Below are 13,233 nucleotides of genomic sequence, written 5' to 3'. Positions count from 1 at the left end.
ATGAGTTGTTTAAAATCTGAGGGGTATTTTATTATATGTCTGGGGAAATTCGTTATTTTTTAGCTTGACTAAAATTCCATTTAATTCCTGGTTTTAATATCACATCTTCATCACCTGTGATACTGTTCGTTTCTTTTTTAAGAGATGCAAAAAGTGTAATACTTGGGATAAGATAAACTTCTGCATATCCGCCAAAATCAATACTTTCTTTCATACTATCGTGATAAATTTCTGCGGATAGAATTAATTTTTTTCCATATTTTCTTAATGCAATACCACTGATCAAACCATCATTATCGGTTGTTTGTGGTGTTTGATCATAGCGGTACATTACCATAGCATTGATACTCATACCACTTTTGCCTAAATCATATTGACCAACTAGCCAGGCTTGATGTCTATAAGTAACTATACTGTCCGTTTTAAAAGAATTATCCTTGGCTCGACCAGCAATAGCATAACCAAGAGCAAGAGAACCTCCTGCTTTCTCCATATAACGTGTTTTGGCATTGGCATATGCCTGTTTTAGAGCAGGATTATCCACAACCGTCCCTTGATCATTATTATTCATAGGACCAGGTTCATCAGTATCATCTGGGAGTAAAGCGTTGTCGATATCTTTTCCTAGTTGTTTATCAAATATTAAATCTTTACTATCAAAAAGAGTAGCTCTTATTCCTCCAGAAAACAATAGGTCATCCGGAAAATCCATTGAATTTATGGTAGCAAAAGATAGTTGAAGATTAGCAAGAAATCTTTTTCCATAACTATTTCTATATTCTTTTACACTTTTAAGTCTTCCTCCGAATGTGAAATAAGGATTAAAGTCAAAAGCTAACCCTGGACTTACTTCGTTTCCACTTAAAAAATTACTAGCTAATTGAGTAATAATTTCCTGAGGAGTACTGGCACGCATAATAGTGGTTGGATTAGCATCCAATACAGCAAAAGCAGGACTTTCTGGAACGTTGTAATCCAATTTAAAAGAGTATGCATCCTGATTATCTCCTGGTTGCTCGGTATCTTGAGAATATCCAACAAGTATTAGTAAAAATGTAAATATTGAGCAACTTATTCTGTGTCTTTCCATAAATCAGATGTTGAAAGGTTATCATTCATAAGATGCTTGAAAATCACATGACTCCCAAATTTTAATTGTTTTCCATCTGCGCATTTCGGTACAAGACGAGAGGATTCTTTTGTCCAACGATTTTTTCCGTCCTGAATTACGGTAATATTAAATTCTCCTCGTTCAACATTGTTGATAGTGGAACAAGCATTGATAGACCAAGCGAGAGAATCATTCTCGATATCACCCGGTTTTTCCAAAAGAATAAACTCATCTACTCCATCATCTCCCGTTATCACCTTAAACTTTTCTTTCTTTTCCCATTTTCCATTTTGAAGTTCCCAAAGAATAAATATGGAACCAGATCTAATTCCATTATTGGCGGTTACCTTTATTTTTAAGGAACCTCCATCTGGGTCAATTAAACAATAATTTGATTTTGGCATGACGGGTATGATTTTAGGTTGTTGATTTTTTGGTTAATTAGATTTAAACCTGAAACTAAATTACACTAAAATCATAATATTTATAACAGGTGAATACCCCTATTTTGAATCTGAAGAGATATTTTTTTCGAAAATATTATATCCTAATGACCATCATGAACTTCTATTACCAATCGGTTATTAGAGAATTGGTTTTAGATATTTTTATTTCTAAATAGATGGTATCTAGTTTCTTGTAACTATGAATTCCATTTTTACTATTTGTAATTCTCTTTTTATTTCTTTTTATTTGATTTTTTATTTTTTCCCATTCCTTATCACTATAGTAAATTTCGCTGTTTTTGTTAGCTATAACACTAGTGCTTTTAGTAGTCTCTGCTGAGTATTCTACATTAGATTTTTTAGAATTGTTATTTTCTTGTGTGCTATTTTCTTTCGTATTAGTTTGTCCAAATGTATTTTGACCGAACCAGATCAAAATTATAATCATTACCATCTTTAATTTCATAACTTTTCTTTTTTTATAATCAGTTGATTTTCAGTGGCTAAATTAGTGTTTATGAAGGATCATTACTAGAGGGGAAACACCCCTTTTTTGTTTAGGATTTATCCCCTTCATTACGAAGTAGAGTTTTAAATTAAATTGTTGAGCACAAAAAAAGACCGTCTTATTAGACAGTCTTTTTAAAAATTATAGGATAAGATTTTTTTCTTTTACCAACCAGATAATTGAGATTTATTACTACTAAAAGCAGGAACGGTTACAAAAACTGTGTCAATAACCTTAGAGGTAAAAATTTCTTTACCAGCGATAGTTCTTTTTCTAGTATTTACGATTTGCTTTTTAATATCTGCCCATTCTTCATCAGAATAAGAAGTATAATCTTGACCAGAATCTGTTTGCTCAGAAGTTTTAATTATAAGTCTATCTGCAGAAACAGAATCATCTTCATTATAGGATCCTTCCTCTATTTTAATATCAACATCTTTTATCGACTTCGTGCTATTTTTATAATCCTGTCCAAATGATAGAGTACAGATACAAAACATTATGAAAGTAATTCCGATTTTTAATCTCATTTCAATACTTTTTTTGATAATTTAATTATTTTGTGCCTTAAAGATATTTGTTATTTATAACGAGCGCTTCAATAATTTAGTATTCGTAGGTCTTCGCGTAGTATCCGATTTATTATTAAACTAATAAAGTTTAAAACATGAATACCTTAAATCTTTGGAGGCTACAAATTTACGCCAAATTAATTATAAAATTAAATTTGAAAAGTCTTTTTTACTTGATCTACATAATCTAGTTTCTCCCAAGTAAAAAGTTCTACTTCTTTTTCTACTTTACCTGAGTAAGGGCTTTCAAAAATTTTAGTTACCAGTTTTGGTTCTTTGCCCATATGTCCGTATGCTGCAGTTTCTAGATAAATAGGATTACGTAACTTAAGACGTTCTTCAATTGCTGCTGGTCGCATATCGAATATCTTTGCTACTTTTTCTGCTATTTCGCCATCTGTAATTCCTAAGGTACTGGTTCCATAAGTATCCACAAAAATAGAAGTAGGTTCTACAACTCCGATCGCATAAGATACTTGTACCAATGCTTCACTTGCTACTCCTGCTGCTACAAGGTTTTTAGCGATATGTCTTGATGCATAAGCTGCAGAACGATCCACTTTACTTGGATCTTTTCCTGAGAAAGCACCACCACCGTGAGCTCCTTTTCCACCATATGTGTCAACAATAATCTTACGTCCAGTAAGACCTGTATCTCCGTGTGGCCCACCAATTACAAATTTACCGGTAGGGTTAATATGATATGTTATCTGATCATTAAATAAATCTTGAACATATTTAGGTAATTGAGAAACTACTCTGGGGATTAAAATAGAAACGATATCATTTTTGATTTTTGCTAGCATAACATCATCATCAATATCAAAATCATCATGCTGGGTAGATACTACAATCGCTACAATACGTTGTGGTACATTATCATCACTATATTCTATAGTTACTTGACTTTTAGAATCAGGACGTAAATAAGGAATTTCAGTTCCTTCTCGTCTTAATTTTGCCAATTCGATAAGGATTTTATGTGAAATGTCTAATGCAAGAGGCATGTAGTTTTCAGTTTCTTTGGTAGCATATCCAAACATCATTCCTTGATCACCAGCTCCTTGCTCTTCTTTAGTTTCTCTATCAACACCTTGATTGATATCTTGTGATTGTTCGTGAATAAGAGAAATTACCCCACAAGAATCTCCACTAAACTGGTAAGCTCCTTTTGTGTACCCGATTTCGTTAATTACTTCTCTTGCAATTTGCTGTACATCGAGATACGTTTTGGACTTAACTTCTCCAGCGAGAACTACTTGTCCAGTAGTTACCAAAGTTTCACAAGCTACTTTTGAATCTTTGTCAAAAGCTAAAAAGTTGTCTAATAAAGCATCACTAATTTGGTCTGCTACTTTATCCGGATGTCCTTCAGATACACTTTCCGAAGTAAATAAATATGCCATTCTTTGTTGTTTTTATAGAGTGAACTATAATAAATTATGACAAGATTGCGATAAAGAAGCCTTCGATTAGAATAGTATTGTATCGAACTGCTTTAGCATTTGTTTACTGAATTTATTCAATATTTTCATACGAATACTACTGTTTTCAGCTCTTTAGGGTTGCAATCAGTCAAATCTATCCCTTTTTATTAATTCGGCAAAGGTAAAGAAAATGATAATATTCGAAAGTATTTAACGTATCATTAATTTTCATCAAATGAAAATTTGTTTTTGAGGAGGTTTTTTCCGAACGATATAATTTTTAAAACAAATTGTATCCAGTTTAAAAATAATTACTAGCTTTGCTCCAAAGTTTCTTATACATATTAGTAAGTTATTAAGAAAGGTGGAGGGATTAGACCCTATGAAACCTTAGCAACCCTTTACGTGTCCTGAATACATATCAGGATCTTAAAGAAGGTGCTAAATTCTATTCGTCATTGACGAAGAAGATAACTCGATACAATTATACTATTTAGTAATTGTCGTTTCCTTTCTTTTTAATTTTCTATAACCATACACTTTAAAGGTGTTTGATGTATTTGAATTTTATCAATTATTTAAAATTTAAAAATAGAAAATTATGAGTGCACAAAAATTTGCAACGGAAGCTTTACACGCAGGACATGATGTGAAAACTAACGGAGGAACAAGAGCTGTTCCTATCTATCAAACCACGTCTTATGTTTTTAACGATGCTGACCACGCTGCTAATCTGTTTAATTTATCAGAACCTGGATTTATCTATACTAGATTAAACAATCCAACGAATGATATTTTAGAAAAACGTTTAGCTGCTTTAGAAGGTGGTATTGGCTCAGTAGTAACCGCATCAGGTACAGCTGCAATAAATACCACATTATTAACATTGCTGAAATCTGGTGATCACATAGTTGCTTCTAGTAGCTTATATGGTGGAACATATAATTTATTGAATGTTACTTTACCAAGATTTGGGATTACAACTACGTTTGTGGATCCATCGGATTCCGATAATTTTAAAAATGCCGTACAAGAAAATACAAGAGTCTTTTTTGTAGAATCACTGGGGAACCCAAAATTAGATGTATTAGATCTTAAAGCTATTTCTAAAGAAGCAAAAGCTTATAAAGTTCCTCTCATTGTAGATAATACAGTAGCTACACCAGCTTTGTTAAATCCAATAGCACATGGAGCTAATATTGTAATTCATTCATTAACGAAATATATTAGTGGAAATGGGACTTCTCTAGGAGGTGTTGTTATTGATGCAGGAACTTTTGACTGGTCAAGTGGTAAGTTTCCTGAATTTACAGAACCTTCAGCGGGTTATCATGGGTTAGTGTATCATGATGCTTTAGGTGCTGCAGCATTTATTGCTAAAGCCAGAATAGAAGGATTACGAGATCACGGTGCAGCCTTAAGTCCTTTTAATGCATTCCAGATTTTACAAGGGTTAGAAACCTTAGAAATTAGAATTAAAAAACATAGCGAAAATGCATTAGAGTTGGCCAAATGGTTACAGGAACAAAATGATGTTACTTGGGTAAAATATCCTGGGCTAGAAAGTGATGCGTATCATCAACTTGCAAAAGAATATCTACCTAAAGGACAAAGTGGTATCATTACTTTCGGAATAAAAGGAGGTTTTGATTCTGCAAAAACAGTAGCAAATGAAACCAAAATCTTTTCATTACTAGCAAATATTGGAGATTCTAAGTCTTTGATTATTCATCCAGCTAGTACTACACATCAACAATTAAATGCTGAGCAACAAGAATCTACTGGAGTGACTCAGGATTTGATTAGACTTTCAGTTGGGTTAGAAGATATAGAGGATTTAAAAACAGATCTAAAAAGCGCTTTTGCCAAAGTAACCGAAAAAGTAAAATAAATAAAATTCATAAGCATTGAGTTTCGGACCCTTTTATCACAAGTTGTTAAAAGGGGATGGTTTACTCTTTTGAAGTTAACGTAAAATATGCTCCAACAAGTTCAAATATCTGATTTCACTACTTCCAAAGGGAAAAAGATTGATCAAATTCCCTTGTTTTATGAAACGTTTGGAAAACCCTTACATAAGGCTCCAATAGTTTTAGTTAACCATGCATTAACAGGGAACTCTGAGGTGTGTGGTTCAACAGGTTGGTGGAATGGGTTGATAGGATCGAGAAAATGTATTGATACAGATAAGTATACTGTATTATCATTTAACATTCCTGGCAATGGTTATGATGGTGAAAAAGAAAATTTAATTTCTGATTATAAGCTTTTTAATGCCCGAGATATTGCAACCATTTTTGCAAAAGGATTGGAACAGCTACATATTAAAAACCTTTATGCTGTTATTGGAGGATCTGTTGGTGGTGGAATTGCTTGGGAAATTGCTGCTATAAAACCAAGTTTGATTACTCATTTAATTCCTATAGCCACAGATTGGAAATCTACAGATTGGTTAAAAGCAAATTGTTTAGTACAAGAACAGATTTTGTTGAATTCTGATAATCCTGTTCATGATGCCAGATTACATGCGATGCTTATTTACAGATCTCCAGAATCATTTAGACAAAAATTTGATAGAAGTTACAATGATGAAAAGCGTATGTATAATGTAGAAAGTTGGTTGTTTCATCACGGAGAAAAATTGGATGAACGATTTAGACTTTCCGCGTATAAAGAATTGAATTATATCCTGGCAAATATAGATATCACTCAAGGGAAAGGAAATTTTAAAGAAGTTGCAGCTACAATTGAATCCAATATTCATATTATCAGCGTGAATTCTGATGGCTTCTTTACTGCTGCAGAGGATGAAATTACGTTTCAAGAGTTGAAAGAAGTAAAACAAAATGTGACACATCGGATTATAAAATCCGTTCACGGACATGATGCATTTTTAATAGAATTTGACCAGCTCAGTGAGTTGTTGGCAGATGTGTTTTAAAATAATATAAGATGAAGATTTTAAAATTTGGAGGAAAATCACTAGCAAATGGAAAAGGAATTCATAAAGTGATTGATATAATCCAAGATAAGGTTAATAGAGGCGAAGCGATTACAGTCGTTCTTTCTGCTAGAGGGAAGTCAACAGATGAATTAGAAGCTATTTTAGATAAAGCTGTTAAGAATGAAAGTTATCAAGAACAATTGGAAGCTTTTAAACAGTATCAGGTAGTTAATTATGAAGATTTTAATGTTGATGATGAGTTTGAAATACTGGATAAGCTTTTTGAAGGGGTTTCTTTACTAGGAGATTATAGTAAACGGATAAAAGATCAGGTGTTATCTCAAGGAGAGGTGATTTCTGCTAAACTCCTGACTCATATCCTACAACAAAAAGGAGTTAATGCTAATTTTACAGACAGTAGAGAGTTAATCAAAACTGATGGTAAGTTTGGTGAAGCACAGCCATTAGATAAGTTGTCTAAAGAAAATGTAGTTGATCACTTTAAAAAATATAATGGAACAACGGTAAACATAGTGACTGGATTTATCGCTTCTAATGCTAATAATGATACTACCACATTAGGTAGGAATGGAAGTAATTATACCGCTGCATTATTAGCAAACTATCTGGATGCAGAAGAATTACAAAATTTCACTCATGTAAGTGGTATTTACACAGCGAATCCAGATTTGGTAAGTGATGCAAAAAAGATAGAAAAACTGTCCTTCACTGAAGCGAATGAATTGGCTTATTTTGGAGCAAATATTCTTCATGCTAAGACTATTATTCCTTTAATAGAAAAAAATATTCCATTACGTATTTTAAACACTTTTGATCATGAAAACGATGGGACATTAATTACTTCTGAAGCAAACGAGAAAGGAATTAAATCTCTTTCAGTGTTAGAGAATGTTTCATTAGTTAATTTAGAAGGAAGAGGTCTCTTAGGAAAAGTAGGTGTAGATGCAAGGATTTTTAAGGCATTAGCCTATAAAAATATAAGCGTTAGCATTATTTCACAAGGCTCTTCTGAACGAGGGATTGGACTGGTTGTAGAAGCGGACAAGGCGGTACAGGCTAAAAAAGTTCTGGAACAAGAATTTGAAACAGATTTTTATAAAAGAGATGTGAATATGATTACTGTAGAAAATGATGTTTCTGTAATTTCTATTATCGGACAGGATTTAAGTACATTTCATAGACCTTATAATGCGTTGATAAAGAATAGGGTGATTCCATTGCTTTTTAATAATACGGTTACGGGAAAAAATGTAAGTTTAGTTGTGTATAAAAATCAACTTCATAAAGCACTAAATGTGATTCATGGAGAAATTTTTGGTGTAACAAAAAAGATCAATATCGCTGTATTTGGACATGGATTAGTAGGAGGAACTTTGGTAGATCAGATTTTGAAATCTGCAAAGGAAATTGAAAAAAGAAAAAAAATTGAGTTGAATATTTTTGCAGTAGCAAACTCTAAAAAAATACTTTTAAATAAAAAAGGAATCAAAAAGACTTGGCAATTAGATATAAAAGAAGGGACTTCTTATGAAATAAAGGATGTCATCGAGTTTGCTGATGAAAATCATTTGGAAAATTTGATAGCGATTGATAATACAGCAAGTGAAGCATTTACTAATAATTATATTACTTTGGTAGAGAATGGGTTCGATTTGGTTTCTTCTAATAAAGTGGCAAATACATTAAGTTTCGATTTTTACAAAGAACTAAGAATAAAGTTAGAGGAATATCAAAAACAATATTTGTATGAAACTAATGTAGGTGCTGGGTTACCACTTATAGACACAATTAAGCTTTTGCATTTGTCTGGCGAGAATATTACTAGAATAAAAGGAGTTTTTTCAGGATCTTTAAGTTATTTGTTTAATACTTTTTCTGAAGAAGAAAGGCAATTTAGCGAAATCTTACAAGAAGCTATTGATAATGGGTTTACGGAGCCTGATCCACGTGAAGATTTATGTGGAAATGATGTAGGTAGAAAATTGTTAATTTTAGCTCGCGAACTAGATCTTCAGAATGAATTTATAGATATTAATATTCATAATCTAATTCCAGAAAATCTTAGGGAAGGAGAAGCGAAAGGTTTTTTAGAAAGATTGAAAGATTTAGATTCGGTGTATAAAAAAATAAAAGATGATCAGAAGTCTAATCATGTGCTAAGATATATTGGAGATTTACACGGAGATTTATTTGCAGAAAAAGGAATTTTGGATGTTAAATTAGTATCCGTTCCAGAAAGTAGTGCGTTAGGACAAGTAAAAGGTTCCGACTCTATATTTGAAATTTATACAGAATCATACGGAGATCAACCTATAGTAATTCAAGGAGCAGGTGCGGGAGCAGCAGTTACTGCCAGAGGAGTTTTTGGAGATATATTAAGGTTGACCGAAAAAGGATAAAAATTAATTGCGTTAGGGATTACTCATTGTTTTTTATTGTTTTAAGAAATCGTGAATGTAAAACATTTGATGAGGCATCCTTTTCTGGTGCTTTGAGCGGAGTCGAAAAGTAAACAGAAAAGACATAGCAGAAAGCCCGACCCTGAGCGAAGTCGAAGGGTAACGTCCAAATAAAATAGATAAAATAAACACAATGAAAATACAACTAAAAAGAATAGACAACGATTATCATTTCGAACTGAAAAATGAAAGAGGTCATGTTACATATATCGATAGCAAACCTGAAGTTGGCGGACATGATTTGGCGCCAAGTCCAATGGAATATATATTAATGGGCGTAGCCGGTTGTAGTGCGATTGATGTGATTTCTATTTTAAAAAAACAACGACAAGAAATTACAGATTATCGTGCTGAAGTAGACGGATCAAGAGAAGAAATTGATGGAGCAAAACCTTTTAAAGAAATTTTAGTTACTGTATATCTGGAAGGAGAAATAGCTCCAGAAAAAGCAAAAAGAGCAGCGCAATTATCATTTGAAAAATATTGCTCTGTATCTAAAACATTAGAACCAACAGCTACTGTGAAATATAAAGTAGTAGTTAATAATGAAGAAGTATGAGCTTAAAAAGCCAAAATTTTGAAACACAAGCGGTAAGAACTCAGACAGAGAAAACTCAGTTTTTAGAGCATTCTACACCAATGTATCTGACATCAGGATTTGTTTTTGAAGATTCTGAAGAAATGAGAGCTGCTTTTGCCGAGGAAAAAGATAGAAACTTATATAGTCGTTTTAGTAATCCTAATACTACGGAGTTTGTAGATAAAATCTGCAAATTAGAAGGAGCAGAGGATGGTTATGCTTTTGCAACAGGTATGGCAGCTGTGTTTTCAACATTTGCAGCATTGCTGAATTCGGGAGATCATATCGTTTCTGCGAGATCTGTATTCGGTTCTACACATTCTTTGTTTACTAAATATTTTCCAAAGTGGAACATTGAAACTAGTTACTTTCCGGTCAATGAGATTGATAAAGTAGAAGGTTTAATACAACCTAATACTAAAATTATTTATGCAGAGTCTCCTACGAATCCAGGAGTAGATGTGTTAGATTTAGAGTTGTTAGGTAAGATTGCCAAAAAATATAACCTTCTGTTGATTATTGATAACTGTTTTGCAACTCCATATTTACAAAATCCAATAAAATTTGGAGCCGATCTTGTGATCCATTCAGCTACTAAATTAATAGATGGTCAAGGACGCGTATTAGGAGGAGTAACAGTTGGAAAAAGGGAATTGATTAGAGAAATTTATTTGTTCTCACGTAATACAGGGCCTGCTTTATCACCATTTAATGCGTGGGTTTTGTCAAAAAGTTTGGAAACGTTAGCAGTGAGAGTAGATCGCCATTGTGAGAATGCATTAAAATTAGCGAAGTTTTTGGAATCTCATCCTAAGGTAAATTGGGTGAAATATCCATTCTTAAAATCACATCCACAATATGATGTGGCAAAGAAACAAATGAAATTAGGAGGTAATATTGTAGCTTTTGAAGTGCGAAATGGAGTAGAAGGAGGGAAAACATTTTTTGATAATATCGAAATGTGTTCACTTTCTGCGAATCTCGGTGATACTAGAACTATTGTCACACATCCCGCTTCTACAACACATAGCAAACTAGCGGTTGAAGATAAGTTAGCGGTTGGAATTACTGACGGAATGGTAAGATGCTCTGTAGGATTAGAACATGTGGATGATATTATTAGAGATATAGAGCAGGCACTAGAGGAAATATAAAATGAGATGTTAAATAATTGATAAAAATAGTTTTTGGAAGTAACATATTATTTCCCCGTGACACATAGTAGTAAACCGATCAATCTTAGATTTTCTAGATGGGTATCGGAAATTAATTTAAACAAAAATTAAATTTACAATTATGAAAAAATTGTTATTATTATTTATTGCAATGACCATTTCAAGTATTATTTATTCTCAGGAAAACCCACAAATATTAGATGCGGTGATTAGAGACTATAATCCGTTAAATACTGGACAGTGCTCAACAAGAGTTAACGCTTCGATTTATCTTGGAAGTAAGATGGAAGAGCCGTATAGATTGATGTTAAATATTAAAACTACCGATGGCAGAACTATTTATTCGAAAACTTTAAAACCATCTGATTTTAAATTAATTTCGGGAGTATATGATTATAATACACCAGAACTAGATATTAGTTCGTTTAATGCAACTAAAGTAGATATGACTATTAATACACTTTTACAAATAGGTTTTTTTCCTATTCCTACGGGGTTAGAAGAGGTTAAACGATCTGCTTTTTTATGTAATTAGATTTAATTGTCAAAAACTATTTGTATTAGAAGTTTTAATAATTAAGTGTTTGTAATAAATGTTAAAACTTATGATCTTGAAGTATCATAAAATGATATAAAATGTTTGATTATCAAGAGTAGCATTATTTGAGATTGTTTTCTTAGCTGTAAAATAATTAATAGCTAACAATAAGTAAAAGTTCATTTTTTTTAACTTTTACTTATTGCTTTATCTATTGTCTCTTGCTTTTGGATGACTATACAATAGGTTGATTATTTTTTGAAAATCTTCTTCTTATAAACACAGAAGCGTTTAATAGGTTATCTCAAATTGTAATGTTTTTTTTGGTTGGTTTTTGAAAAAGGTATTACAATTCGTTTAATTATTTAATAATCTACTAAATCACTAGGCTTTTTATTAATAATATCATAATTCTTTCGTTTCTAACGATTTTTTAAAATATTTAAGGTTGATGAATAGATTTTTATGTATACATTTGTTTAATAATCTACTATTCCGATAGGGTAATAGGTTTTAAGATAAAAAATGATTGTAGATCAAATGATATTAGATAAGGTAGCTACGAAGAAAACATCGTATGAAACTGATAGAACTTCAGAAAAACCTTTGCGAAGTGTTGTAAAGGCAGTAAGTTGGAGGGTGATTGGTACGTTGGATACATTAATAGTTTCTTACGTATTAACAGGTGAGATAGCTTTGGCTACTTCGATAGCATCAATTGATTTTATAACAAAAATGATTCTGTATTTCTTCCATGAAAGAATTTGGAATCGAATCAAATGGGGAAGATAATTGCGGTTTTAGAAAAAGAATACCTATAATGAAATTTACAGAAAAGGAAATAGAAGATTTAAACAATACATTGAAGGATAAGACTCCTTTAGAAATTGTACAATGGGCAGTTTTGAATGCGCAGACTCCCGTTGTGACAACAAACTTTAGGCCCTATGAAGCTGCAATTCTTAGTGTTTGTTCTAAGTCACTTTCTGATATTCCAGTAATATGGTGCGACTCTGGATACAATACACCTAATACCTATAAACATGCAGAAGAGGTTATTGATTTATTAGGACTTAACGTGCAACTATATGTGCCTAAGCAAACTTCTGCTCATAGAGATGTGGTAATGGGGATTCCTGATATAGAGGATCCAAAACATAAAGAATTTACAAAGCAAGTAAAATTAGAACCATTTAAAAGAGCAATGTCAGATTTTAAACCAGATGTGTGGTTTACAAATTTAAGAAAAGGACAAACTGCCTTAAGGGATTCATTAGATATTTTAAGTTTGGGAAGTGATGGAGTGTTGAAGGTAAGTCCTTTTTATTACTATACTGACGCAGAATTAGATGTGTATTTAGAGCAACATAATTTACCAAATGAATTCAAGTATTTTGATCCAACAAAAGTATTAGGAAATAGAGAATGTGGATTGCATACTAGTTAATCAAG

At 32.3% G+C, this 13,233-nt stretch carries 13 protein-coding genes and 1 riboswitch; of the genes, 8 read left to right on the top strand and 5 right to left on the bottom strand.

Going from position 1 to position 13,233, the window contains the following annotated elements; translation table 11 throughout:
• Positions 1 to 52: 52 nt before the first annotated feature.
• The 5 genes from Q0975_RS01060 to metK form a co-directional block, all read right to left on the bottom strand.
• Complete coding sequence (locus tag Q0975_RS01060; protein WP_299431824.1) at positions 53 to 1,090, bottom strand: hypothetical protein; 1,038 nt, start codon at positions 1,088 to 1,090, stop codon at positions 53 to 55.
• Complete coding sequence (locus Q0975_RS01055) at positions 1,072 to 1,515, bottom strand: hypothetical protein (RefSeq protein ID WP_299431822.1); 444 nt, start codon at positions 1,513 to 1,515, stop codon at positions 1,072 to 1,074. The genes Q0975_RS01060 and Q0975_RS01055 overlap by 19 nt, the downstream gene beginning before the upstream one ends.
• Before the next feature lie 166 nt (positions 1,516 to 1,681).
• The gene (locus Q0975_RS01050; protein WP_299431820.1) at positions 1,682 to 2,023 is read right to left on the bottom strand and encodes a hypothetical protein; all 342 of its coding nucleotides are present in this window, start codon (positions 2,021 to 2,023) and stop codon (positions 1,682 to 1,684) included.
• Positions 2,024 to 2,229: 206 nt separating this feature from the next.
• Positions 2,230 to 2,595, bottom strand: coding sequence for a hypothetical protein (locus tag Q0975_RS01045; RefSeq protein ID WP_299431818.1), 366 nt, complete (start codon positions 2,593 to 2,595; stop codon positions 2,230 to 2,232).
• 191 nt (positions 2,596 to 2,786) lie between these two features.
• Positions 2,787 to 4,043, bottom strand: a complete 1,257-nt coding sequence (metK, locus tag Q0975_RS01040) for a methionine adenosyltransferase (RefSeq protein ID WP_299431816.1) — start codon at positions 4,041 to 4,043, stop codon at positions 2,787 to 2,789.
• A 370-nt stretch (positions 4,044 to 4,413) separates the two neighbouring features.
• Positions 4,414 to 4,541: riboswitch (SAM riboswitch) on the top strand.
• Positions 4,542 to 4,665: 124 nt separating this feature from the next.
• Here metK and Q0975_RS01035 point away from each other — a divergent pair.
• The 8 genes from Q0975_RS01035 to Q0975_RS01000 all read left to right on the top strand — a co-directional run bounded on the left by Q0975_RS01035 (position 4,666) and on the right by Q0975_RS01000 (position 13,228).
• On the top strand, positions 4,666 to 5,955 hold the full coding sequence (locus Q0975_RS01035; protein WP_299431814.1) for an O-acetylhomoserine aminocarboxypropyltransferase/cysteine synthase family protein: 1,290 nt from the start codon (positions 4,666 to 4,668) through the stop codon (positions 5,953 to 5,955).
• An 87-nt stretch (positions 5,956 to 6,042) separates the two neighbouring features.
• Complete coding sequence (locus Q0975_RS01030; protein ID WP_299431812.1) at positions 6,043 to 7,005, top strand: alpha/beta fold hydrolase; 963 nt, start codon at positions 6,043 to 6,045, stop codon at positions 7,003 to 7,005.
• Positions 7,006 to 7,016: 11 nt separating this feature from the next.
• Positions 7,017 to 9,428 (top strand): bifunctional aspartate kinase/homoserine dehydrogenase I, encoded by a 2,412-nt coding sequence (gene thrA / locus Q0975_RS01025; RefSeq protein WP_299431810.1) that lies wholly within the window; start codon positions 7,017 to 7,019, stop codon positions 9,426 to 9,428.
• Between the two features lie 193 nt (positions 9,429 to 9,621).
• Positions 9,622 to 10,047, top strand: a complete 426-nt coding sequence (locus Q0975_RS01020) for an OsmC family protein (RefSeq protein ID WP_299431808.1) — start codon at positions 9,622 to 9,624, stop codon at positions 10,045 to 10,047.
• Complete coding sequence (locus Q0975_RS01015) at positions 10,044 to 11,222, top strand: aminotransferase class I/II-fold pyridoxal phosphate-dependent enzyme (protein ID WP_299431806.1); 1,179 nt, start codon at positions 10,044 to 10,046, stop codon at positions 11,220 to 11,222. Before Q0975_RS01020 ends, Q0975_RS01015 begins: the two co-directional genes overlap by 4 nt.
• Positions 11,223 to 11,364: 142 nt before the next feature.
• On the top strand, positions 11,365 to 11,778 hold the full coding sequence (locus Q0975_RS01010) for a hypothetical protein (RefSeq protein ID WP_299431804.1): 414 nt from the start codon (positions 11,365 to 11,367) through the stop codon (positions 11,776 to 11,778).
• Between the two features lie 528 nt (positions 11,779 to 12,306).
• Positions 12,307 to 12,573 (top strand): DUF2061 domain-containing protein, encoded by a 267-nt coding sequence (locus tag Q0975_RS01005; protein WP_299431802.1) that lies wholly within the window; start codon positions 12,307 to 12,309, stop codon positions 12,571 to 12,573.
• 28 nt (positions 12,574 to 12,601) lie between these two features.
• On the top strand, positions 12,602 to 13,228 hold the full coding sequence (locus Q0975_RS01000) for a phosphoadenosine phosphosulfate reductase family protein (protein WP_299431800.1): 627 nt from the start codon (positions 12,602 to 12,604) through the stop codon (positions 13,226 to 13,228).
• Positions 13,229 to 13,233 lie beyond the last annotated feature (5 nt).

The organism is uncultured Aquimarina sp., assembly GCF_947500065.1.
Lineage (GTDB): Bacteria > Bacteroidota > Bacteroidia > Flavobacteriales > Flavobacteriaceae > Aquimarina.
The sequence above is the reverse complement of the archived record's forward strand: the minus strand, read 5'-3'. Positions and strand labels throughout refer to the sequence as shown.

Bases quoted from the DNA above. Each gene is read 5' to 3' on its own strand.
- Q0975_RS01060 (WP_299431824.1), bottom strand. From the start codon at position 1,090: ATGGAAAGACACAGAATAAGTTGCTCAATATTTACATTTTTACTAATA.
- Q0975_RS01055 (WP_299431822.1), bottom strand. From the start codon at position 1,515: ATGCCAAAATCAAATTATTGTTTAATTGACCCAGATGGAGGTTCCTTA.
- Q0975_RS01050 (WP_299431820.1), bottom strand. From the start codon at position 2,023: ATGAAATTAAAGATGGTAATGATTATAATTTTGATCTGGTTCGGTCAA.
- Q0975_RS01045 (WP_299431818.1), bottom strand. From the start codon at position 2,595: ATGAGATTAAAAATCGGAATTACTTTCATAATGTTTTGTATCTGTACT.
- metK (WP_299431816.1), bottom strand. From the start codon at position 4,043: ATGGCATATTTATTTACTTCGGAAAGTGTATCTGAAGGACATCCGGAT.
- Q0975_RS01035 (WP_299431814.1), top strand. From the start codon at position 4,666: ATGAGTGCACAAAAATTTGCAACGGAAGCTTTACACGCAGGACATGAT.
- Q0975_RS01030 (WP_299431812.1), top strand. From the start codon at position 6,043: ATGCTCCAACAAGTTCAAATATCTGATTTCACTACTTCCAAAGGGAAA.
- thrA (WP_299431810.1), top strand. From the start codon at position 7,017: ATGAAGATTTTAAAATTTGGAGGAAAATCACTAGCAAATGGAAAAGGA.
- Q0975_RS01020 (WP_299431808.1), top strand. From the start codon at position 9,622: ATGAAAATACAACTAAAAAGAATAGACAACGATTATCATTTCGAACTG.
- Q0975_RS01015 (WP_299431806.1), top strand. From the start codon at position 10,044: ATGAGCTTAAAAAGCCAAAATTTTGAAACACAAGCGGTAAGAACTCAG.
- Q0975_RS01010 (WP_299431804.1), top strand. From the start codon at position 11,365: ATGAAAAAATTGTTATTATTATTTATTGCAATGACCATTTCAAGTATT.
- Q0975_RS01005 (WP_299431802.1), top strand. From the start codon at position 12,307: ATGATTGTAGATCAAATGATATTAGATAAGGTAGCTACGAAGAAAACA.
- Q0975_RS01000 (WP_299431800.1), top strand. From the start codon at position 12,602: ATGAAATTTACAGAAAAGGAAATAGAAGATTTAAACAATACATTGAAG.